Source organism: Pseudomonas sp. WS 5146 (assembly GCF_012985495.1).
GTDB lineage: Bacteria > Pseudomonadota > Gammaproteobacteria > Pseudomonadales > Pseudomonadaceae > Aquipseudomonas > Aquipseudomonas edaphica.
The window spans coordinates 186,815-208,480 of record NZ_JAAQWL010000007.1 but is presented as its reverse complement, the minus strand read 5'-3'; the positions used below and the strand labels follow the sequence as shown (position 1 = coordinate 208,480).

Sequence of the window (21,666 nt, the reverse complement as noted above, 5' to 3'; positions counted from 1 at the left end):
CCGCATCCTCTCCAGTGAGGATGTGATGCGTCGGCGTGCGACGTTGCTGCAGCGCCTGCACATTGATGGCCCGTTGCTGATCCTGCTGTTGACCTTGGCGGCCGGCAGCCTGTTCGTGCTGTATTCGGCCAGCGGCAAGAACTGGGACTTACTGATCAAACAGGCGTCGTCGTTCGGCCTGGGTCTGTTGTCGATGGTGGTTATCGCCCAGCTGGAGCCACGTTTCATGGCGCGCTGGGTGCCGCTGGGGTATGTCGCCGGTGTTTTGCTGCTGGTGGTGGTGGACGTAATGGGCCACAACGCCATGGGCGCGACCCGCTGGATCAACATTCCGGGGGTGATTCGCTTCCAACCGTCGGAATTCATGAAGATCCTGATGCCGGCGACCATCGCCTGGTATTTGTCCAAGCGCACCTTGCCGCCGCAGCTCAAGCACGTGGGCATCAGCCTGATATTGATCGGCGTGCCGTTCATTTTGATTGTGCGCCAGCCCGACCTCGGCACCTCGCTGCTGATCCTGGCGGGCGGGGCGTTCGTGTTGTTCATGGGCGGCCTGCGCTGGCGCTGGATCCTCAGCGTGCTGGCGGCGGCGATCCCGGTGGCGGTGGCCATGTGGTTCTTCTTTATGCATGACTACCAGAAGCAGCGGATCCTGACCTTCCTGGATCCGGAAAGTGACCCGCTGGGCACTGGCTGGAACATTATCCAGTCCAAGGCGGCGATTGGTTCCGGCGGCGTATTTGGCAAAGGTTGGTTGCTGGGCACCCAGTCACATCTGGACTTTTTGCCCGAAAGCCACACCGACTTCATTATTGCGGTAATGGGCGAAGAGTTCGGCCTGGTGGGCATTTGCGCGCTGTTGCTGATCTATTTGCTGCTGATTGGTCGCGGCCTGGTGATTACCGCCCAGGCGCAGACGCTGTTTGGCAAATTGCTCGCCGGCAGCCTGACCATGACTTTTTTTGTTTACGTTTTCGTCAACATCGGTATGGTCAGTGGCCTGTTGCCGGTGGTTGGGGTGCCGTTGCCGTTCATTAGCTACGGCGGAACTTCGCTGGTGACATTGATGTCAGCGTTTGGGGTTTTGATGTCGATTCACACGCATCGCAAGTGGATCGCGCAGGTTTGAATAAGGTGAAGATGTCAATGCAAGTAATGCGCGGCTGGGCGACTCGGCACGCGTCCTGGATGGGCCTGATTGGGCTGCTGGGCGCGACGCAAGAGGTGCAGGCCGGTGACTACGATGGTTCACCCCAGGTCGCCGAATTTGTCGGTGAAATGACCCGCGACTACGGTTTTGCCGGTGAACAACTGATGGGCGTGTTCCGTGAAGCCCAGCGCAAGCAGGCGATCCTCGACGCGATCTCGCGTCCCGCCGAGCGCGTCAAACAGTGGAAAGACTACCGCCCGATGTTCCTCACCGACGCCCGTGTGGCGCGGGGCGTGGACTTCTGGCGCCAGCACGAAGCGGTGCTGGCCCGCGCCGAGCAGGAATACGGCGTGCCGGCCCAGGTGATCGTCGCCATCATCGGCATCGAAACCTTCTACGGGCGCAACACCGGCAGTTACCGGGTGATCGACGCCTTGTCGACCCTGGGCTTCGATTACCCGCCACGTGCCGAGTTTTTCCGCAAGGAGCTGCGTGAGTTCCTGCTGCTGGCCCGTGAAGAACAGGTCGACCCGTTGACCCTCAAGGGCTCCTACGCTGGTGCGATGGGCCTGCCGCAGTTCATGCCGAGCAGTTTCCGGGCGTATGCGGTGGATTTCGACGGCGACGGCCACATCAATATCTGGAGCAACCCGGACGATGCCATCGGCAGCGTGGCCAGCTACTTCAAGCGCCATGGCTGGGTGGCCGGCGAACCGGTGGTGATCCGCGCCGATGTCACCGGCGAGCGCGCCGACGAAGGTTTGACCCAAGGTATTGAGCCGGTCAAGACCGTCGGGGAGTTGCGAGCGCTGGGCTGGTCGAGTCAGAATGCGCCACGCGATGATATGCCGGTGACGGCGTTCCGCCTCGAAGGCGCAAACGGTCCGGAATACTGGATGGGCCTGAAGAATTTTTACGCAATCACGCGTTATAACCGCAGTGTGATGTACGCCATGGCCGTGCATCAGCTGTCAGACATGCTGGTCCAAGCACGGGGCAACAAGTAATGCGGGTATCGCCGTTCCAAAAACCGCTCAAGCTGGTGGCGTTCGCCGCGTTGTCCTTGCTGGTTGTCAGTTGCTCCTCCACTACCAGCCGTGCTCCGGCGCCGAAGGGCGGCGCTGTCGTTCGCGCCCAGCCGGGCCTGGACATCAACCGCGCGCACAAAGACGGCGCGCCGTGGTGGGATGTCGACGTATCAAAGATCCCGGATGCCACGCCGACCCTGCACACCGGGCCTTATAAAGCCAACCCGTATACCGTGCTGGGCAAGAATTACTTCCCGCTGCAGGAATCCAAGACCTACTCGCAAACGGGCACGGCGTCCTGGTACGGCACCAAATTCCATGGCCAGAACACCGCCAACGGCGAAGTGTATGACCTGTACGGCATGAGCGCGGCCCACAAGACCTTGCCGCTGCCCAGCTATGTACGCGTGACCAACCTGGACAACAACCGTACGGTGATCCTGCGGGTCAACGACCGTGGGCCGTTCTATTCGGACCGGATCATCGACTTGTCCTACGCCGCCGCGAAGAAACTCGGTTATGCCGAAACTGGCACCGCGCGTGTGAAAGTCGAAGGTATCGACCCGGCGCAGTATTGGGCTCAGCGTGGCAAACCGGCGCCATTGATGCTCAACGAGCCGCAAACCCCGCAACCGCAAGTGACCGCCTCGGCGGGCAAGATCGAGCAGTGGACACCGCCACCGGCGCAGCACGCACCCGATACGGTCGTGGTGCCCCATGCAGCGCCAGGCGCATCTACAGTCGGCGGCCAGTACCTGCAGGTCGGCGCTTTCGCCAACCCGGATGCGGCAGAACTGTTAAGGTCCAAGCTCAGCGGCATGGTCAGCGCGCCAGTGTTTATCAGCTCCATCGTGCGTAACCAGCAAACCCTGCACCGTGTGCGCATGGGCCCGATTGGTTCGCCAAGTGAAGTGGCGCACGTGCAGAACAGTGTGCGCCTGGCCAACCTGGGGCAACCCAGTGTCGTCACGGCTGAATAAGTAAAAGGATTGATGGTTCAGGTTCGCCTGAACCGAGGTTGTTGGCTCGTTGAACAATAAAAACCCAGGGGCAAGGGGTGAGCGGGCAACCGAACACGCGACAGTCTGGCAGCGGGCTGTCTGAATAGTTTTGCCCGCGAGGGCAAGTTTCCATAAGCAATTTCGAGAGACGGATGAACATCACCACCTTAGCCAAACGCACGTGCCTGCTACTTTCGCTGATCATTACCCCGGCCGCCTGGGCGGTTGAAATGGTGCCAGCTTCCCCGCAATTGGCCGCCAAGGCCTGGGTCCTCATGGATGCCGCCAGCGGCAACGTGCTGGTCGAGAACAACGGTGACCAGCGCCTGCCCCCGGCCAGCCTGACCAAGCTGATGACAGCCTACATCGCGACCCTGGAAATCCGTCGCGGCCAGATCGGCGAGAATGACCCGGTTACCGTCAGCGAAAACGCATGGCGCACCGGCGGTTCGCGGATGTTCATCAAGGTCGGTTCGCAGGTTACCGTCAGCGACCTGCTGCACGGCATCATCATCCAGTCCGGTAACGACGCCAGCGTGGCCCTGTCCGAGCACATCGCCGGCAGCGAAGACGCGTTCGCCGATTTGATGAACAAGACCGCCGGCGACCTGGGCATGACCAACAGCCACTTCATGAACCCGACCGGCCTGCCGAACCCGGAGCACTACTCGTCGGCTCACGACATGGCCGTGCTGGCTCGCGCGATCATCCGTGTCGACCCGGTGCACTACGCGATCTACTCCCAGAAGGAATTCTTCTGGAACAACATCAAGCAGCCTAACCGTAACCTGCTGCTGTGGCGTGACAAGACCGTCGACGGTCTGAAAACCGGCCACACCGACGAAGCCGGCTACTGCATGGTGTCGTCCGCCGTACGTGACGGCCAGCGCCTGATCGCCGTGGTATTCGGCACCAACAGCGAGCAGGCCCGTGCGGCCGAGACGCAAAAACTGCTGACTTACGGCTTCCGCTTCTTCGAAACCCAGACCTTCTACCAGAAGGGTGCCGAGCTGGCCCAAGCCCCGGTATGGAAAGGCGCGACCCACCAAGTCAAGGCCGGCCTGGCCGATGACCTGACCCTGACCATGCCTAAAGGCCAGCTGAAAAAGCTCGCGGCCAGCATGACCATGAACCCGCAATTGGTCGCTCCAATCGCCAAGGGTGACGTGATCGGTAAAGTCGAAGTGAAGCTCGATGACAAGGTGGTGCATAGCGCCGACCTGATCGCACTGGACGCCGTCGACGAAGGTGGTATCTTCCGCCGCGTGTGGGATAGCATCCGTCTATTCTTCTACGGCTTGTTCAACTGATTGTGCGCACCTGCAAAGCCCCGCGTTGATCCAGCGCGGGGCTTTGCCCGTCGCCACGGCTTAGCGCTTACGAGGCTGTTCTGCCATGACCGATAAAGAAGTAGAAGTAAAGGCGCCAAAGATCGAATTCCCCAACGTGGACTATCCCGTCAAGGTGATCAGCGATACCGGTGTGGGCAACAAAGACAAGATTCTCGAGATCGTGCGTAAACACGCGACGATCAACGACAACCGGGTGGACGAGCGTTTGAGTTCCAACGGTAAGTACACCACGATCCAGTTGCACATCGTGGCAACCGGTCAAGACCAGCTCTACGACATCAACAGTGAACTGCGGGCCACCGGCTTCGTGCACATGGTGTTGTGATGTCACAGGTTTTGGGCTTTCGCGAGCTCGGCCAGATGGCCTATGAGCCGGTCTGGCATGCCATGCAGCGCTTCACCAACGAGCGCGGCACCTCGGCCCCGGATGAAATCTGGCTGGTAGAACACCCGCCGGTCTTTACCCAGGGCCAGGCCGGCAAGGCTGAGCATCTGCTGCTGCCGGGTGATATTCCGGTGGTGCAGGTCGACCGAGGTGGCCAAGTGACTTACCATGGCCCTGGTCAGCTGGTGGCCTATTTGCTGCTGGACGTGCGCAAGCTGGGTTTTGGCGTGCGTGACCTGGTAAGCCGCATGGAGGCTTGCCTGATCGAGCTGTTGGCCAGTTACGGCGTGACTGCCGCGGCTAAGCCCGATGCACCCGGTGTATACGTGGACGGCGCGAAAATCGCCTCCCTCGGTTTGCGCATTCGCCATGGTTGTTCCTTTCATGGCCTGGCCCTGAATGTGGACATGGACCTGGCGCCGTTTCGGCGCATCAACCCGTGCGGTTACGCCGGGCTGGCGATGACTCAACTGAGCGACCACGCCACACCGATTAAATTTGCCGAGGTAAGTGCCCGGCTGCGTGCGCAGCTCGTCAAACACCTCGACTATGCTGAGCAGACGACCCTTACGGGCGGAATCGACTGATTATGACTACTGATGCAGTGCAAACCATGATCCCGACGCTGGACATCACCGAGCGTCCGGCCCCGGCCCCGCGTGCCAAGGTCGAAGCCGGCGTCAAGCTGCGCGGCGCCGAGAAGGTTGCACGCATCCCGGTGAAAATCATCCCGACCACCGAACTGCCGAAGAAGCCTGACTGGATCCGCGTGCGCATCCCGGTTTCGCCGGAAGTCGACCGTATCAAGGCCCTGCTGCGCAAACACAAACTGCACAGCGTGTGCGAAGAAGCTTCCTGCCCGAACCTGGGCGAATGCTTCTCCGGCGGCACCGCCACCTTCATGATCATGGGTGACATCTGCACCCGTCGTTGCCCGTTCTGCGACGTTGGCCACGGCCGGCCGAAGCCATTGGACGTCAACGAGCCGGAAAGCCTGGCCATCGCCATTGCCGACCTGAAACTCAAATACGTGGTCATCACCTCCGTAGACCGCGACGACCTGCGTGACGGCGGTGCCCAGCACTTTGCCGACTGCATCCGCGAGATCCGCAAGCTGTCGCCGAACGTGATGCTCGAAACCCTGGTGCCGGACTACCGTGGCCGCATGGACGTCGCGCTGGAAATCACCGCGGCCGAGCCACCGGATGTGTTCAACCACAACCTGGAAACCGTGCCACGTCTGTACAAAGCTGCGCGCCCAGGTTCGGACTACCAGTGGTCGCTGACCCTGCTGCAAAAATTCAAGCAGATGATGCCGCACATCCCGACCAAATCCGGGCTGATGCTGGGCTTGGGCGAGACCGACGAAGAAGTCATCGAAGTCATGAAGCGCATGCGCGAACACGACATCGACATGCTGACCCTGGGCCAGTACCTGCAGCCGTCGCGCAGCCACTTGCCGGTGCAGCGTTTTGTGCACCCGGACACCTTCGCCTGGTTCGCCGAGGAAGGTTACAAGATGGGCTTCAAGAACGTGGCTTCGGGCCCGCTGGTACGTTCCTCGTACCACGCCGATGAGCAAGCCAAGCTGGTCAAGGCGAGCCTGGTTTCGTAAGCGTTTCCCCTCTGTAGGAGCAGCCGAACTGCTCCTACAGAGTTTCCCTCCTTTTCTCCCTTCTGTTTGCAACCATCACTGGCTAGAGTGCCTGGGTATCCAACCACGGAGAACCATGGATGACGACTCAACTCGCGGCTGCCGTGCCCGCCCTGCGCACCGAAGGCGTAATTGGCCTGATTGCCCCCGCCGGCCCTGCCGCACTGGATGTTGAAAAAGCCGGCCAGTGGATGCGCGCCCGTGGCCATGAGCTGCGCATATTCCCCGGTGTGTATGAGCGCGACGGCTACCTGGCCGGCAGCGACGAGGTGCGTCTGCGCGATTTGCATGCGGCGTTTGCCGATCCCGAAATCGATGCCATCTTCTGCCTGCGTGGCGGCTATGGCACCCCGCGATTATTGGATCGGCTCGATTTTGACCTGATTAGAGCCAACCCCAAGCCATTTGTGGGGTACAGCGACATCACCGCGTTGCACCTGGCCATCAACCGCTACGCGGGTTTTGTGACCTTTCACGGGCCGATGCTCAATGCCGATCTGCTCGGTGACAAGCAGCAGCCCACAGAGTCGTCGTTGTTCAGCATGTTGCGTGGGCAACTGAGCGAGTGCAGCGTGCTGGCACACCCGGTTGCTTACCCACTGACCACGATTGAGCCGGGTGTCGCCTGCGGGCGTTTGCTCGGCGGCAACCTGTCGATGATTGCCGCGGTAATGGGCACGGCGTTTGAGATCGACGCCGAAGGCATCATTCTGTTTATCGAAGACGTCAACGAGCCGCTCTACCGAATTGACCGGCTGCTGACGCACTTGCGCCTGGCGGGCAAACTGGCTCAGGTGGCCGGCGTGTTGGTCGGGGATGTATCGGGGGTGGATAAGGCGGCGTTGGAGCGGCTGCTCAAGCAGACCTTCGAGCCGCTGTGCATTCCTGTGTTGTCCGGCTGGCGCAGCGGGCACTGCGATCCAAACCTGACGCTGCCGATGGGCGCCTTGGTGCGGTTGGATGCGGGGGAGCAGCAGTTGGTGTTGGAGCAGGATGTGGTGTTCAAGCCCTGAGAGTGCTATCGCAGGCAAGCCAGCTCCCACAGGAAAATGCATTCCAAAGGTGGGAGCTGGCTTGCCTGCGATGGCGGCAGTCGCCATAGGCCGATTTAACGGCTCTGCAACGACTCCAGCAGCTTCACCGTCGGAAACCCATCCGCAGGCCAACCCAACGACTGCTGCGCCGCCCGGATCGCCTTGCGCGTGTTGGCGCCGATAATCCCGTCCGGGTTGCCCGCGTCATAGCCCTTGGCACTCAGCACCGTCTGCAGGTCGATACGCTGGGAGCGACTCAGCGGCAGCTCATCCTTGGGCCAATCGCCACGAATCACTCCGCCGCCAGCAAACCGCTCCGACAACAGGCCTACGGCCAGCGCGTAGGACGACGAGTTGTTGTACTTGAGGATCGCGCGGAAGTTATCCAGCACCAGGAACGCTGGGCCACGGTAGCCGGCCGGCAGCAGCAGGGCAGCTGACAGGTGCTCGACGTTCGGTGGCATGCTCGCGCCAGGTGGCAGCTGGATACCGAGTCTCATCCACTCGCCAACGGTCTTGCGTATGCCGCCGTCGGCCAGGGCGTAATCGAAGTTCGTCGGCAGTTGTTTCACCTCAAAGCCCCACGGCTGGCCGCGTTGCCAGCCGGAGCTTTGCAGGTAGTGCGCAGTGGAGGCCAGGGCGTCGCCCGGGCTGTTCCAGATATCGCGGCGACCGTCGCCATCGAAATCCACGGCATGGGTGTTGTAGGTGGTCGGGATGAACTGGGTCTGGCCCATGGCCCCGGCCCACGAACCTTTCATCTGGTCGGCAGAGATATCGCCATGCTGGATGATCTGCAGCGCCGCCAGCAGTTGCGCCTGGGCGAATGCCGGGCGGCGGCCTTCATAGGCCAGGGTCGCGAGCGAACGGATCACCGAGTTATTGCCCTGGAACTGGCCAAAGTTGCTTTCCATGCCCCACACCGAAACCAGCGCCTGGCGATCAACGCCATAACGCTCTTCGATGCGCTGCAGGATATCGGCGTATTTGATCAGCAACGCTTGGCCATTACGCACGCGTACTGGCGACAGGGCACCGTCGAGGTATTCCCACACCGGGCGGGAAAATTCCGGTTGGCTGCGATCGGCGCGAATCACCGCCATGTCGGGCGTCACGCCAGCAAAGGCGTTATCGAAGACGGCGGGTGTGATCCCCGCGCTCAGGGCTTGCGCACGAAAGCCAGCCTGCCATTCGGCAAAGGTCTGGGTCGGCTGGATATCAAGATTGTCCACGGCCAAAGGGGGGACCACGGCAGGCGCGACGGCAGGCACGGTCTGGAGCTTTGGCAGGGGTTGCGCGTCCGCGGCGGTGGGTTTCTCGGCGCAGGCGACAAGCAGAATGAGGCTGGAGGCAGCAATCAATTGGCGAAGGTGCCAACGACGGGAAAGGCTAGAGGGCATGCACAGGTCCAGGGATTACAAATCAAGTACAGACCTTATCATGCCGGAGGGGCGCTTGCCTTCAGGCAGCCAGAAAGTAAGAAGCCTCCCAGCTATTAGACTGGAAGGCTTCGCGGCGGTAGCTGCCTTTGCCCTTGCCGGCGCGTTCCTGACGGCTGCGGAACAGTGGCTGGGCGATGATGGATTTGGCCTTGTTGGGGCCATGCTTGGATGGCTTTTTGCTCATGGTCGGTACTCTCTCGAGGTGGGGGGCTTGAGGTGGGGTGAAGCGGTGCAAATCATCTGCCGAAGTGGCGCGGCTGTAAAGCCCGGCGATGTGTAGGTGGTTTCACCTATTCAAGTGGGCACGGTCAATGTGAGAGCTGGCTTGCCTGCGATAGCGGTCCATCAGCAAAAATGTAGTGGCTGACACACCGCTATCGCAGGCAAGCCAGCTCCCACAGGGGACAGTGGGGTTATTCGGCGGGGAGTGTCAGGCGTTGGCCAGACATCAACAGTGACAAACGGCTCAGGCTCATCCACGGCGAACCTGCCGCCTGGCCTTTGATCTGCGCGTCGATGCGTTGCGCTTCCAACAACAGCTGCGCCCAGCGTTGCGCCGAGTGGCGTTGCAGGGCTTTGCTCATCAGGGGTTTGCGCTTGTCCCACACCGGCGGCCTGGCCTGGCTGAAGCATTTGTCCAGCGGCGTGCCTTGGCTGTATTGCAGGGCAATATTGGCCAGCACTCGCAACTCTCGAGCCAGCGCCCACAGAATCACCGGCGGTTCCACACCTTCACCGCGCAAGCCTTCGAGCATGCGCAGGGCGTGGGCGGGTTCGCCATTGAGAATCGCGTCCACCAACCCGAACACATCAAAGCGCGCGCTATCAGCCACCGCGCCCTGGACGGTTTCGACGGTGATCTGCCCGTCTTCGGCCATCAGCTTGAGCTTTTCGATTTCCTGGGCGGCGGCAAGCAGGTTGCCCTCGACCCTGGCGGCGATGAGCTCGACGGCATCTTGCGTTGCCGACAGCCCTGATTGCGACAGGCGCTGACGTATCCATTGCGGCAACTGGTTGCTGTCTACTGGCCAGATCTGGATGAACTGGGTTTGCGGGCCTTCTACCAGCGCCTTGCCCCACTTGGTTTTCTGCGCGCTGCCATCAAGCTTGGGCAAGCTGATCAGCAGTACCGTGTCCTCAGCGGGGCGTGAGCAGTATTCCATCAACGCCGCCGCGCCCTTGTCACCCGGCTTGCCTGAAGGCAGGCGCAGTTCCAGCAGGCGTTTCTCGGCGAACAACGACATGCTCGCACCGGCTTGCAGCAGCGTGCCCCAGTCGAAACTGGCGTCGGCGCTGAACACCTGGCGTTCATCGAAGCCTTGCTGACGTGCGGCGGTGCGAATCGCGTCGGCCGCTTCCTGGCACAGCAGCGGGTCATCACCGCTGACGATATAGACAGGCGCAAGGCCACCTTGCAGGTGCTTGGCGAGTTGGGCGGGGGCAAGTTTCATAGGCGGGGCGAACGGGGCGCCAGGGGCGCCCCGTCTGGCTTACTCGACAGGGACTTCGGCAGGCGATTGTTTCGGCGTGTTGTCTTCGTATTCTTGCGCAGCTTTCAGGGCATCGGCGTCAGCCTTGGCCTTGTTGTCGGCGGTCAGTTGCAAGGCGGCCAGTTTCTCTGGCGTCAGCTGTTGCAGACGAATCATCAGACGCTGGATCACCTCACGACGCATTTCCTTGCGAACCTGGATGATCTCCGAGTCCGAGCCCACCAGGTTGTTACCGTCGTGGCTCACGACTTTCTGCACTTCAACCTTGTCACCCATCAATGGCAGGTGGTCGCGGCCTTGCAGTTCATAGACGACCAGGGTGCTCAGCTCAATGTCCGACGCACGGCCGGCACTGGCGTAGCTGAGGTTACGCTGGGTTTCTTTCTCGTCCACCAGATTCAGTTTGTAAGTCGCGCCGGAACCGACGCGTACACCGCTGCTTTCCAGGGCCTGGCGCAGCTGGGTCACGGTCTCGCCGTAGGCGTTGCGTGCGCTGACGTCCAGTTCCTTGATGCTCAGTTCATTGGTGGCGGTGCCACGCAGCTGGAAGCCGCAAGCGCTCAGCAGCACAGCGAGGCCCATCACCAGCAAATTGCGTTTGATCATTTTGTTGCTCCCCTTGAAACCATGTGGGCCTTATCGAGGCCTTAAAGGTTTAGTTCGGCGCAGGGCTCAAGCCCTGCGCCCGATCCGATTAGCTGGCGACGATGTTGACCAGTTTGCCCGGCACTACGATCACTTTGCGGATCGTCAGGCCTTCGGTAAAGCGCAGCACATTTTCGTTGATGCGCGCTGCGGCTTCCACGTCTTCACGGCTGGCGCTGGCAGGCATGTCGATCTGGCCGCGCAGTTTACCGTTAACCTGGATAACCAGTTGCAATGTGTCCTGTACCAGCGCGCTGTCATCCTGCACCGGCCAGCGCGCATCGATGACCGCGTCGCTGTGGCCCAGGCGGCTCCACAGTTCATGGCTGATGTGCGGCGTGATTGGCGCCAGCAGCAACACCACAGCTTCCAGGCCTTCCTGTACCAGCGCGCGGTCCTGTTCGGTGGCTTGCGGGGCTTTTTCCAGCACGTTCATCAGTGTCATCACCTGAGCGATGGCGGTGTTGAACTTGTGGTTCTGGCCCACGTCCTGGCTGGCCTGGCGGATGGCCAGGTGGGTGCTGCGGCGAATGGCTTTTTGCTCATCGCTCAACGACGCCACGTCCAGTTTGCCCGGTAAACCCTGGCTGACATGGGCGTGCGCCAGGCGCCAGACGCGCTTGAGGAAGCGGTGCGAGCCTTCAACGCCGGAGTCGGACCATTCGGCGCTCATGTCGGGCGGCGAGGCGAACATCATGAACAGGCGGCAGGTATCGGCGCCGAACTGATCGATCATCGACTGTGGGTCGACGCCGTTGTTCTTGGACTTGGCCATCTTCTCGGTGCCACCGATTTCCACCGGCAGGCCGTCGGATTTCAGCGTGGCGCTGATGACCTTGGCTTTGCTGTCACGCTCAAGCTCGACGTCCGCCGGGTTGAACCAGGTGTAGGCGCCATTGGCTTCGCGGCGATAGTAAGTCTCGGCGATCACCATGCCTTGGGTCAGCAGGTTCTTGAACGGCTCATCGGAGCTCACCAGGCCTTCGTCGCGCATCAGCTTGTGGAAGAAGCGCGCGTAGAGCAGGTGAAGAATCGCGTGTTCGATGCCGCCGATGTATTGATCCACCGGCAACCAGTGGTCGGCTGCGGATTTTTCTACCAGGCCGCCTTCATAGTGTGGCGAGGCGTAGCGGGCGTAGTACCACGAGGACTCGACGAAGGTGTCCATGGTGTCGGTTTCACGCTTGGCAGGTGCGCCGCATTTAGGGCAGGTGCACTCGTAGAACTCAGGCATGCGCGCCAATGGCGAACCGGCGCCATCCGGCACCACGTCTTCGGGCAGTACCACCGGCAACTGGTCTTCCGGCACCGGCACGTCACCGCAGGTTTCGCAGTGGATGATCGGGATCGGGCAGCCCCAGTAGCGCTGGCGGCTGATGCCCCAGTCGCGCAGGCGGAACTGGGTGCGCGAGGCACCGAGGTTCTTTTTGATCAAGGCAACTTCGATGGCGTCGAAGGCACCCTGGAAGTCCAGGCCATCGAACTCACCGGAGTTGATCAGCGTACCGTGTTCGCCGTAGGCGTCTTGCCACGGGGCCGGGTTGGTATCACCCGAGCTGGTACGCACGACCGACTTGATCGGCAGGCTGTACTTGGTGGCGAACTCGAAATCGCGCTCGTCGTGGGCCGGCACAGCCATTACTGCGCCATCGCCGTAGTGCATCAGCACGTAGTTGGCGACCCACACCGGCAGTTTTTCGCCCGTCAGTGGGTGCTCGACGAACAGGCCGGTTGGCAGGCCTTTTTTCTCTTGGGTGGCAACGTCGGCTTCGGCCACGCTGCCGCCTTTGCATTCAGCGATGAACGCCGAAAGCTCTGGGTTGTTCTGTGCAGCCTGGGTGGCCAGCGGGTGCTCGGCGGCCACGGCGACGTAAGTCGCACCCATCAGGGTATCGGGGCGGGTGGTGAAGACTTTGAGTGCGCCGGTTTCGCCGATCGAGTCGACGTTGTACGGGAACTGCACTTCCATGCCTTTGGATTTGCCGATCCAGTTACGCTGCATGGTTTTGACCTGCTCAGGCCAGCCCGGCATGTCATCGAGGCTCGACAAGAGTTCATCGGCGTAGGCCGTGATCTTGAAGTAGTACATCGGGATCTGGCGCTTTTCGATCACCGCGCCGGAACGCCAGCCGCGACCGTCGATGACCTGCTCGTTGGCCAGTACGGTCTGGTCGATCGGGTCCCAGTTCACGGTGCCGTTTTTACGGTAGATCACGCCTTTTTCGAACAGGCGCGTGAACAGCCACTGTTCCCAGCGGTAGTAATCGGGCTTGCAGGTGGTCACTTCGCGGGACCAGTCCACCGCCAGGCCCAGGCTGCGCAGCTGGGTTTTCATGTAGGCGATGTTTTCGTAGGTCCACTTGGCGGGCGCCACGTTGTTTTTCATCGCGGCGTTTTCCGCCGGCATGCCGAAGGCGTCCCAACCCATAGGTTGCAGGACGTTTTTGCCGAGCATGCGCTGGTAGCGGGAAATTACGTCGCCGATGGTGTAGTTACGCACGTGCCCCATGTGTAGCTTGCCGCTGGGGTAAGGGAACATCGATAGGCAGTAGTAAGTCTCCTTGCCTGGCTGTTCACTGACTTCAAAGGACTTTTGCTCGTCCCAGAAGGTTTGGGCGGCATTTTCTATTTCACGGGGCTGATATTGTTCGTGCATGGCTACTTTTGAACTGAATAGGGGTGGCCTAATCCTCTTCGGTACAACATTCAGGTTGATCGACACCAAAAAGCGGCGCGTCCGTGCCCAAACCCTGCGGGAAGTGGAGTTACAGGAAGCGCCGTAGCATACATGACCCCACTCTATCGAGGGAAACCCTGATTGCGCGGCGAGGGCCGTCTGTCGCGGCGCGAGGCAGGCGCAGCCATGGGGACTACGCTGTTTATTGGGGAGTGAGTCTTATCTTCAATGAGGTGAGGGGATGGTTGAATCGCAGCGAACTTTAATGAAACCGCAATTGTATGAAGGACTGATCGACCGTTTGGGTCGGGCATTGGATGCCGCAAGAACCGCAGGCCGATTGCGTGATGAGCGGCCTCTGGAGCTGGAGTTGCGAGGCTTGAGCCAGGCTGAACTTGAATTGATCAAGTGCTACCTGGAATTGAATCACCACCGTGCCTCTCAGGAACGGGCTGCCCCGCCCGCCCAAGAGCCTTTGCGTTCGGCCAAGGTGATCTGGCTGAAAGATGTGTCTGCTGGTCGCGGTCCCGATAAGCGTCGGGTCGCACGGTAAACGTGGAGCACCGCGTTATCCTTTGAGTCGTTCTCGAAACAGGTTGGTAAAGATTGTCGCTAAACCCCGTTGCATCTAGGCTTCGGGCATCTTTGGAGATGCCCGATGCCTTTTCGTTATTTCATTAAACAATTGCTCTTGCCGCCCGGCCTCTTTTTGCTGCTGCTGGCGCTTGCCTGGTGGTTGCGTAAAAGTCGCCCGCGCCTGGCCGGATGCTGCTTTGCCGTGGGGTTCGGGGGGCTGTGGTTGATCAGCCTGCCGGTGATGGTGCAATGGGGCGCGCATGCCCTGGAGACCGAGCCGCCGTTGGCCCGTGAAGAATGGGCGACGCTGGCCCAGCGCGCTGACGCGATTGTGGTGCTGGGGTCGGGGCGTGAGCGCGGTGACCCCGCGTGGGGTTCCGATCAACCCACCGGTACTGGGCTTGAGCGCCAGCGTTATGCTGCGCGTCTGGCCAAGGCCTCCGGCTTGCCGGTGCTGACCAGCGGCGGCTTGCACTACGGCACGCCACCCAGTGAGGCTGAGCTGATGGCGGTGTCGATGCAGGATGACTTTGGCGTCACCGTGCGTTGGAAAGAAGAGCGCAGCCGCACCACCTGGGAAAACGCGCAGATGAGCGCCGAAATCCTGTTGCCGCAAGGCATCAAGCGCGTGGTGGTGGTGACCCAGGCCTGGCATATGCCGCGTGCGGTATGGAGCTTCGAGAAGGCCGGTTTTACGGTAGTGCCAGGGCCGGTGGGCTTTTTGGGCGTAGACAATGCGCGACCGCTGGGCGGCTGGATGCCCGAGTTTGTGTCAGTGTGGCGCAGCGGGCAGTTGATCAATGAGGCGGTGGGGCAGGTGGGGTATCGGGTGTTTTACCGATAACGCCGCAATTTCAAATGTGGAAAGCGGTTCATGTGGGAGCGGGCTTGCTCGCGAAAGCGGTGTGTCAGTTGACGATATGTTGACTGACACACCGCTTTCGCGAGCAAGCCCGCTCCCACACAAGCCAGCTCCCACATTGGTTTTATGCCGTTCGTTAGACGGTTTTAGACATCCGGCCCGCCAGCAGCGCCCAGCCGAACAAGCCCAGGCACACAATGATCAACGGCCACGAGCGCCATTGCAGGTACGGCGTCAGGTTGTGCATCGGCACCACTTCGCCGTAGAGAATCCCACGCTCGAACTGCGGGATCTGCGCGGTAATCTGCCCAAATGGGTTGATCAAACCTGTCACCCCATTGTTAGTGGCGCGGATCATCCAACGGCCAGCCTCCAATGCACGCATCTGCGCCATTTGCAGGTGTTGCAGCGGGCCGATGGAGCGGCCGAACCAGGTGTCGTTGCTGATGGTCAGCAGCAAATCGCTCTGGGCCGACAGGCCTGCGGCGAATTCCGGGTACACCACTTCATAGCAAATGAACGGCGCAATCTGATAGCCCTTGGCCTGCAGCATCGCCTGATCGGACGGGCCGCGGGCGAAGTCCGACATTGGCAAATCGAAGAAGGCGATCAGCCCGCGCAGCATGTCTTGCAACGGCACGTATTCACCAAAAGGCACCAGTTTTTGCTTGAGGTAAGTGCCATCACCTTCACCCACCACCGTGATGCCGTTGAAGTAGCGCTTCTGGTGGTGCACTTCCTGGCGAATCGGTACGCCGGTGATCAGCGCGGAGTGCCGGTCGGCGGCAAACTTGCCCATCATGCCCAGGTAGCCTTCGACTGACTCTTTGAGCACCGGCACCGCGGTTTCCGGCCATACCAGCAGGTCTACCGGCTTGGAGCTGAAACTCATGTCGCGGTACAGCGCCAACTGCGCATCGATCTGCGCGGGGTCCCATTTCATGCTCTGTTCGACATTGCCCTGGATCGCCGCCACGGTCAGTGGGGCGCCCGAGGGCGAGGTCCAGGCGTGATGCTTGAGCGCCAGGCCGATGGCCCAGGGTGCAACCAACAACACCAAGCCTGCGCCGATGAAGCCGTTGCGCTTGCTTGCCAGCAGGCGCGGCAGGTTGCACAGCACGGCCGCCGTCAGCGCCAGGGCAAAGGAGATCAGCCACATGCCGCCCAGTGGCGCAAGGCCGGTGAGCGGGCCATCGAGTTGGCTGTAACCGGAGTACAACCAAGGGAAACCGGTCAGGAACCAACCACGAAACGCTTCCTGGCCAACCCACAGCGCCGCAAAGGTCAGCGCATCGGCCAGCGGCGCCTCATTGCGACGCAGCCAGCGTGCCCACAGCCAAGCGGGCAGGGCGAAGAACCAGGCAATCGCGGCGGTAAACAACAGCATCAAAAAGCCAGCCAGCAACACCGAAGCGCCGCCGAAGTGGTGGATGCTGTAGTAGATCCAACTGGTGCCGGCGCCAAACAGGCCAAAACCGAAACACCAGCCACGGCCCAGGGCCTGACGTGGCGTCAGCTCGCGCAGCCCCACATAGAACAGCCCGACGGCCAGTAGCGCAAATGGCCACAGATCGAAGGGCGCCAGCGCCAGAGTAGTGATGGCGCCGGCCACCACGGCCAGCAGGTTACCGGGCCAGCCGGGTGCAATCAGACGGCGCATGTAGGGGTGGGTCATCAGCTATTTCCTGTGTCGCGCCGGGCCTGCTGCGGCACAGGGCAAGGCGCGAGGAGTGTGGTTTGGTTTTTCCAAATGAACGACGAGTAACGCAGCCCTGTGCCGCAGCAGGCCCGGCCCTTCGGGTTGCCCCTGAGAGCGGGCCATGCTGCGTTGCAGGCCTTGAAAAGGGAACGCCATTCCCTGCGGCCTGCGCCTTGCCTGGCCCGCTCTCAGGGGCAACGCGACACAGGAAATAGCTGATGCCCCACCCCTTCCTTAGCGGGCAATCGGAGTCAGGCGGATCAAGTGGATACGACGGCTATCCGCATTCAGAATGCGAAAGCGATAAGCGCCAATCTCGGTGGTTTCGTTACGTTTTGGCAGGTGCCCGAACGCACTCATCACCAAGCCGCCCACGGTGTCGAATTCATCGTCGGAGAATTCGCTGTCGAAGAACTCGTTGAAGTTCTCGATCGGCGTGAGCGCCTTGATCAGGAAATCACCGCTGGGCAGCGGCTTGATGTAGCTGTCTTCTTCGACGTCGTGCTCGTCTTCGATGTCGCCGACGATTTGCTCGAGCACGTCTTCGATGGTCACAAGACCAGCCACGCCGCCGTATTCGTCGATCACAATGGCCATGTGATTGTGGTTGGCGCGGAACTCGCGCAGCAGCACATTCAGGCGCTTGGATTCAGGCACGAAGGTGGCCGGGCGCAGCAGGTCCTTGATGTTGAAGCTGTCGCCGTTCTCCTTGAGGATCAGCGGCAGCAGGTCCTTGGCCAGCAGGACGCCCATGACGTCGTCATGGCTTTCACCGATCACCGGGTAGCGCGAGTGCGCCGAGTCGATCACGGCCGGGAGGAATTCCCGTGGGGTCTGGGTCGCCTTGATGCTGATCATCTGCGAACGCGGGACCATGATGTCCCGAACCTGCAGGTCAGCCACCTGGATGGCGCCTTCGACGATGGCCAGCGCTTCGCTGTCCAGCAACTTGTTCTGATGGGCCTCGCGCAGCAGCTCCAGCAGCTCCTGGCGGTTTTTCGGCTCGTGGGCAAAAGCCTGGGTCAGTTTACCCAGCCATGACTTCTGCCCGTTGCTCGATCGGTCTTCGCTCATAGCGATTACTCTAAATCCTTTGTTGTGTCAGTTATGTGTAGTTTCAGTTTTCGTCGTCTGCATACGGATCAGGGTGACCCAGTTCAGCAAGCAACGTTTGTTCCAGTGTTTCCATTTCGCAGGCTTCGTCATCGTCTATATGGTCGTAACCCAAGAGATGCAAGCAGCCGTGGATGACTAGATGGGCCCAGTGGGCCTCAAGTTCCTTGCCTTGTTCCTTCGCCTCGCGCTCCACCACTTCGACGCAGATCACCAGGTCGCCCAGTAACGGGATATCCAGTAACTCATCCGGCACGTCGGCGGGAAAGGACAGCACGTTGGTCGCGTAATCCTTTTGGCGCCAGGTGTGATTCAGTTCACGGCCTTCGGGCTCGTCCACCAGGCGGATGGTCAGTTCCGAGTCGGCGGTGCGCTGGCGCAGGGCCAGGGCGCACCATTGACGGAACTGCGCTTCGCTGGGGGCGGGCGCTTCGGTGGCCAGTTGCAGGTCTAGCTCAAGCATCGTGGCGCACGTCCTTGGCGGGTACGTCATCGCGGTGCTCAAAGCGCTCGTAGGCCTCGACAATGCGCTGCACCAGCGGATGACGAACCACGTCTTTGGGCATGAAATGCGTGAAGCTGATACCTGGCACGTCCTTGAGCACGTCGATCACCTGGGCCAGGCCGGACTTGGTGCCCTTGGGCAGGTCGACCTGGGTGACGTCGCCGGTGATCACGGCGGTGGAGCCGAAACCGATACGGGTGAGGAACATTTTCATCTGTTCGACCGTGGTGTTCTGGCTTTCGTCGAGGATGATGAAGCTGTTGTTCAAGGTGCGACCACGCATGTAGGCCAGCGGGGCGATCTCGATCACCTGGCGCTCAATCAACTTGGCCACGTATTCAAAGCCGAGCATCTCGTACAGCGCGTCGTAGAGCGGGCGCAGGTACGGGTCGATCTTCTGGGCCAGGTCGCCGGGCAGGAAGCCAAGCTTCTCGCCAGCCTCGACCGCCGGGCGCACCAGCAGGATGCGCCGCACTTGCTCGCGCTCCAGGGCGTCGACCGCACAGGCCACGGCCAGGTAGGTCTTGCCGGTACCGGCGGGGCCGATGCCGAAGTTGATATCGTTACCGAGGATTTCCTTGACGTAGCGCTGCTGATTCAAGCCGCGTGGGCGAATCATGCCTTTTTTGGTGCGCAGGGCCACGCTGGCTTCGGCCACCGGGTTGTTGGCCAAGTCTTCCACGGCGGATTCCTGCAGATACAGGTGCACGGTCTCCGGCGACAGCTCACTACCCTTGGTTTCGCGGTAGAGGCGGCGCAGCAGGTTTTCTGCAGACGTGGTGTGCTGGGGTTCACCAATAAGCTCGAACTGATTGCCGCGGTTGCGGATCTCGATGCTCAGGCGTTGTTCGATCAGGCGCAGGTGCTCGTCGAACTGTCCGCACAGGTTGGCGAAACGGCGAGCCTCAAACGGCTCGAGGAGAAAACGATGGGGTTCTGCTATGGGTGCGTTCAAGGTTGCTTTTAGCCGCCCTTTGGCTGTTTAGGTGAAGGAGAGGATAACGCCAGTGCTCGGCGTGCGAAAGCACTTATATAGTGCTGGCTCAATCTCAAGAACCATGAAAATCCACTGTGGGAGCTGGCTTGCCTGCGATGGCGGTGTGTCAGTGCCGGATGTGTCGGCTGACCCACCGCCATCGCAGGCAAGCCAGCTCCCACATTTTGATCTTCATTCGGTCAGAGGTCAGTTGATTAGCGACCCACGCAGGGAGTGCGGTTGCGCCGCATCGATATGCACATCGGCAAACTGGCCGATCAGGGTGGGCGTGTCGCAGCGGAAGTTGACGATCCGGTTGTTCTCGGTACGCCCTTGCAACTCGCCCGGGTCTTTTTTCGAGTAGTCGGTGACCAGGATGCGCTGGATCGAACCGACCATTTGTCGGCTGATCTCGAAACCTTGCTGGTTCAGGCGATGCTGCAGTGCGTTTAAACGCTCTTTTTTCAGCGCTTCCGGGGTGTCATCTGCCAGGTCGGCAGCCGGGGTGCCCGGACGCTGGCTGTAGACGAACGAATACGAGAAGTCGAAACCGACGTCTTCGATCAGCTTCATGGTCTGCTCGAAATCCTTCTCGGTCTCGCCGGGAAAGCCGACGATAAAGTCCGAGCTGATGCAGATGCCCGGCACCGCGGCGCGCAATTTACGCAGCTTGGATTTGTATTCCAGGGCCGTATGGTTGCGTTTCATGGCCGCCAGAATGCGGTCCGAACCCGACTGCACCGGCAAATGCAGGTGCTTGACCAGCTCCGGCACCTCGGCGTGCGCCTGAATCAGGCTGTCGGAGAACTCCAGCGGGTGCGAGGTGGTGTAGCGAATACGCTCGATGCCATCCACCGCCGCCACCACGCGGATCAACTCCGCCAGGTCAGCCAGGCGCCCGTCGTCAGTCTGGCCGCGATAGCCGTTGACGTTCTGGCCCAGCAAGGTCACTTCGCGCACGCCGTTTTCGGCCAGGTGGATGATCTCCGCCAGTACGTCGTCAAACGGCCGGCTGACCTCTTCGCCACGGGTGTAGGGCACCACGCAGAAGGTGCAGTACTTGCTGCAGCCTTCCATCACCGACACATAAGCACTCGGCCCGTCGATGCGCGGTTCGGGCAAATGGTCGAATTTTTCGATTTCCGGGAATGACACGTCCACCTGCGGCAGCTTGGTGATGCGTGCGGCGTCGATCATTTCCGGCAGGCGGTGCAGGGTTTGCGGGCCGAACACCACGTCGACATAGGGGGCGCGGTCGCGGATCGCGGCGCCTTCCTGGCTGGCCACGCAGCCGCCGACGGCGATCACCATGTCCGGGTTGGCCAGTTTCAATTCACGCCAGCGGCCCAGCTGGGAGTACACACGGTCCTGGGCACGCTCGCGGATCGAGCAGGTATTGAGCAGGATGACGTCGGCATCTTCGGCGCGGGCAGTGACTTCCAGGGCCTGGTGTTCGCCCAGCAGGTCGACCATGCGCGAGCTGTCGTACTCGTTCATCTGGCAACCGTGGGTTTCGATGTAAAGCTTCTTGGCCATGGGAATCATCAACTGGTGGTAAAGAACCGCGCATTATAGGGGGCATGCCCATTGGTTCCTAGCGCTGTGCATCGGGTGCCATGCTATAGTTCGCGCCCTCTTTTAAATCCCCCATGTGTTATTCGCCCACCATGACCAAACGTGAAGCTCCAATCTACAAGGTGATTTTCCTCAACCAGGGCCAGGTGTTCGAAATGTACGCCAAGCAGATCTATCAAAGTGATCTGTGGGGCTTCCTGGAGGTGGAAGAGTTCGTCTTTGGCGAGCGCACCCAATTGGTCGTCGACCCGGGCGAAGAAAAACTCAAGGCGCAGTTTGAAGGCGTGGTGCGCAGCTTTGTGCCGATGCATTCGATTGTGCGCATCGATGAAGTCGAGCGCCTGGGCACGCCGAAGATCAGCGAGGCGCGCGGCACCAGCAATGTGATGCCGTTTCCGATGCCCATGCCGGAAAAGTAACACTGCGCATGTGATGTGATTTTGTAAGACGCTTCTGAAACTTTTCAGTCTTGGTTGACGACTTGACAGAAAAATAGCAGTTT

Annotated in this window: 21 protein-coding genes; 11 read left to right on the top strand and 10 right to left on the bottom strand. The window is 60.8% G+C overall.

Features of this window, described 5'->3' with window-relative positions; genetic code table 11:
- Positions 1–25: 25 nt before the first annotated feature.
- From rodA to HBO41_RS19180, 8 genes are all read left to right on the top strand, one after another.
- Positions 26–1,129, top strand: coding sequence for a rod shape-determining protein RodA (gene rodA, locus HBO41_RS19215; RefSeq protein WP_050547734.1), 1,104 nt, complete (start codon positions 26–28; stop codon positions 1,127–1,129).
- Positions 1,130–1,146: 17 nt separating this feature from the next.
- The gene (gene mltB / locus HBO41_RS19210) at positions 1,147–2,157 is read left to right on the top strand and encodes a lytic murein transglycosylase B (RefSeq protein WP_017136051.1); all 1,011 of its coding nucleotides are present in this window, start codon (positions 1,147–1,149) and stop codon (positions 2,155–2,157) included.
- Positions 2,157–3,158: a septal ring lytic transglycosylase RlpA family protein gene (locus HBO41_RS19205; protein ID WP_169987391.1), complete on the top strand. Its 1,002-nt coding sequence runs from the start codon at positions 2,157–2,159 to the stop codon at positions 3,156–3,158. Before mltB ends, HBO41_RS19205 begins: the two co-directional genes overlap by 1 nt.
- Positions 3,159–3,331: 173 nt before the next feature.
- Positions 3,332–4,489, top strand: a complete 1,158-nt coding sequence (locus tag HBO41_RS19200; RefSeq protein WP_017136053.1) for a D-alanyl-D-alanine carboxypeptidase family protein — start codon at positions 3,332–3,334, stop codon at positions 4,487–4,489.
- A gap of 85 nt (positions 4,490–4,574) precedes the next feature.
- Positions 4,575–4,856 (top strand): DUF493 domain-containing protein, encoded by a 282-nt coding sequence (locus tag HBO41_RS19195; protein WP_017136054.1) that lies wholly within the window; start codon positions 4,575–4,577, stop codon positions 4,854–4,856.
- Positions 4,856–5,503 carry a lipoyl(octanoyl) transferase LipB gene (lipB, locus tag HBO41_RS19190; protein WP_017136055.1) on the top strand — a complete coding sequence of 216 codons (648 nt, stop codon included), beginning with the start codon at positions 4,856–4,858 and terminating at the stop codon, positions 5,501–5,503. The genes HBO41_RS19195 and lipB overlap by 1 nt, the downstream gene beginning before the upstream one ends.
- Positions 5,504–5,529: 26 nt before the next feature.
- Positions 5,530–6,531, top strand: a complete 1,002-nt coding sequence (lipA, locus tag HBO41_RS19185; RefSeq protein ID WP_057444888.1) for a lipoyl synthase — start codon at positions 5,530–5,532, stop codon at positions 6,529–6,531.
- A 119-nt stretch (positions 6,532–6,650) separates the two neighbouring features.
- The gene (locus tag HBO41_RS19180; protein ID WP_169987389.1) at positions 6,651–7,583 is read left to right on the top strand and encodes an LD-carboxypeptidase; all 933 of its coding nucleotides are present in this window, start codon (positions 6,651–6,653) and stop codon (positions 7,581–7,583) included.
- A gap of 95 nt (positions 7,584–7,678) precedes the next feature.
- Here the strand turns inward: HBO41_RS19180 and HBO41_RS19175 are convergent, their stop codons facing one another.
- From HBO41_RS19175 to leuS, 5 genes are all read right to left on the bottom strand, one after another.
- The gene (locus tag HBO41_RS19175; RefSeq protein ID WP_017136057.1) at positions 7,679–9,004 is read right to left on the bottom strand and encodes a lytic murein transglycosylase; all 1,326 of its coding nucleotides are present in this window, start codon (positions 9,002–9,004) and stop codon (positions 7,679–7,681) included.
- A 61-nt stretch (positions 9,005–9,065) separates the two neighbouring features.
- On the bottom strand, positions 9,066–9,230 hold the full coding sequence (gene arfA, locus HBO41_RS19170) for an alternative ribosome rescue factor ArfA (protein WP_003176285.1): 165 nt from the start codon (positions 9,228–9,230) through the stop codon (positions 9,066–9,068).
- Positions 9,231–9,459: 229 nt separating this feature from the next.
- The gene (gene holA, locus HBO41_RS19165) at positions 9,460–10,497 is read right to left on the bottom strand and encodes a DNA polymerase III subunit delta (protein ID WP_017136058.1); all 1,038 of its coding nucleotides are present in this window, start codon (positions 10,495–10,497) and stop codon (positions 9,460–9,462) included.
- A gap of 39 nt (positions 10,498–10,536) precedes the next feature.
- Positions 10,537–11,142 carry an LPS assembly lipoprotein LptE gene (gene lptE / locus HBO41_RS19160; protein ID WP_099547591.1) on the bottom strand — a complete coding sequence of 202 codons (606 nt, stop codon included), beginning with the start codon at positions 11,140–11,142 and terminating at the stop codon, positions 10,537–10,539.
- Between the two features lie 88 nt (positions 11,143–11,230).
- Positions 11,231–13,837, bottom strand: a complete 2,607-nt coding sequence (gene leuS / locus HBO41_RS19155; RefSeq protein ID WP_017136060.1) for a leucine--tRNA ligase — start codon at positions 13,835–13,837, stop codon at positions 11,231–11,233.
- A 262-nt stretch (positions 13,838–14,099) separates the two neighbouring features.
- Here leuS and HBO41_RS19150 point away from each other — a divergent pair, with 262 nt between their 5' ends.
- Positions 14,100–14,411, top strand: a complete 312-nt coding sequence (locus HBO41_RS19150; protein ID WP_017136061.1) for a hypothetical protein — start codon at positions 14,100–14,102, stop codon at positions 14,409–14,411.
- Between the two features lie 105 nt (positions 14,412–14,516).
- Positions 14,517–15,278: a YdcF family protein gene (locus tag HBO41_RS19145; RefSeq protein WP_099547592.1), complete on the top strand. Its 762-nt coding sequence runs from the start codon at positions 14,517–14,519 to the stop codon at positions 15,276–15,278.
- Between the two features lie 154 nt (positions 15,279–15,432).
- Here HBO41_RS19145 and lnt read toward each other — a convergent pair whose 3' ends face one another.
- The 5 genes from lnt to miaB form a co-directional block, all read right to left on the bottom strand.
- Complete coding sequence (gene lnt / locus HBO41_RS19140; RefSeq protein WP_026013602.1) at positions 15,433–16,956, bottom strand: apolipoprotein N-acyltransferase; 1,524 nt, start codon at positions 16,954–16,956, stop codon at positions 15,433–15,435.
- 273 nt (positions 16,957–17,229) lie between these two features.
- Positions 17,230–18,069, bottom strand: coding sequence for an HlyC/CorC family transporter (locus HBO41_RS19135; protein WP_010206772.1), 840 nt, complete (start codon positions 18,067–18,069; stop codon positions 17,230–17,232).
- A 43-nt stretch (positions 18,070–18,112) separates the two neighbouring features.
- Positions 18,113–18,571 (bottom strand): rRNA maturation RNase YbeY, encoded by a 459-nt coding sequence (gene ybeY / locus HBO41_RS19130; RefSeq protein WP_056861975.1) that lies wholly within the window; start codon positions 18,569–18,571, stop codon positions 18,113–18,115.
- Positions 18,564–19,568, bottom strand: a complete 1,005-nt coding sequence (locus HBO41_RS19125; RefSeq protein WP_169987387.1) for a PhoH family protein — start codon at positions 19,566–19,568, stop codon at positions 18,564–18,566. Before HBO41_RS19125 ends, ybeY begins: the two co-directional genes overlap by 8 nt.
- Positions 19,569–19,796: 228 nt before the next feature.
- Positions 19,797–21,125: a tRNA (N6-isopentenyl adenosine(37)-C2)-methylthiotransferase MiaB gene (gene miaB / locus HBO41_RS19120; RefSeq protein WP_056861977.1), complete on the bottom strand. Its 1,329-nt coding sequence runs from the start codon at positions 21,123–21,125 to the stop codon at positions 19,797–19,799.
- 131 nt (positions 21,126–21,256) lie between these two features.
- On the opposite strand from miaB, the gene HBO41_RS19115 reads away from it, so the two are divergent.
- The gene (locus HBO41_RS19115) at positions 21,257–21,583 is read left to right on the top strand and encodes a DUF1820 family protein (RefSeq protein ID WP_003194436.1); all 327 of its coding nucleotides are present in this window, start codon (positions 21,257–21,259) and stop codon (positions 21,581–21,583) included.
- Positions 21,584–21,666 lie beyond the last annotated feature (83 nt).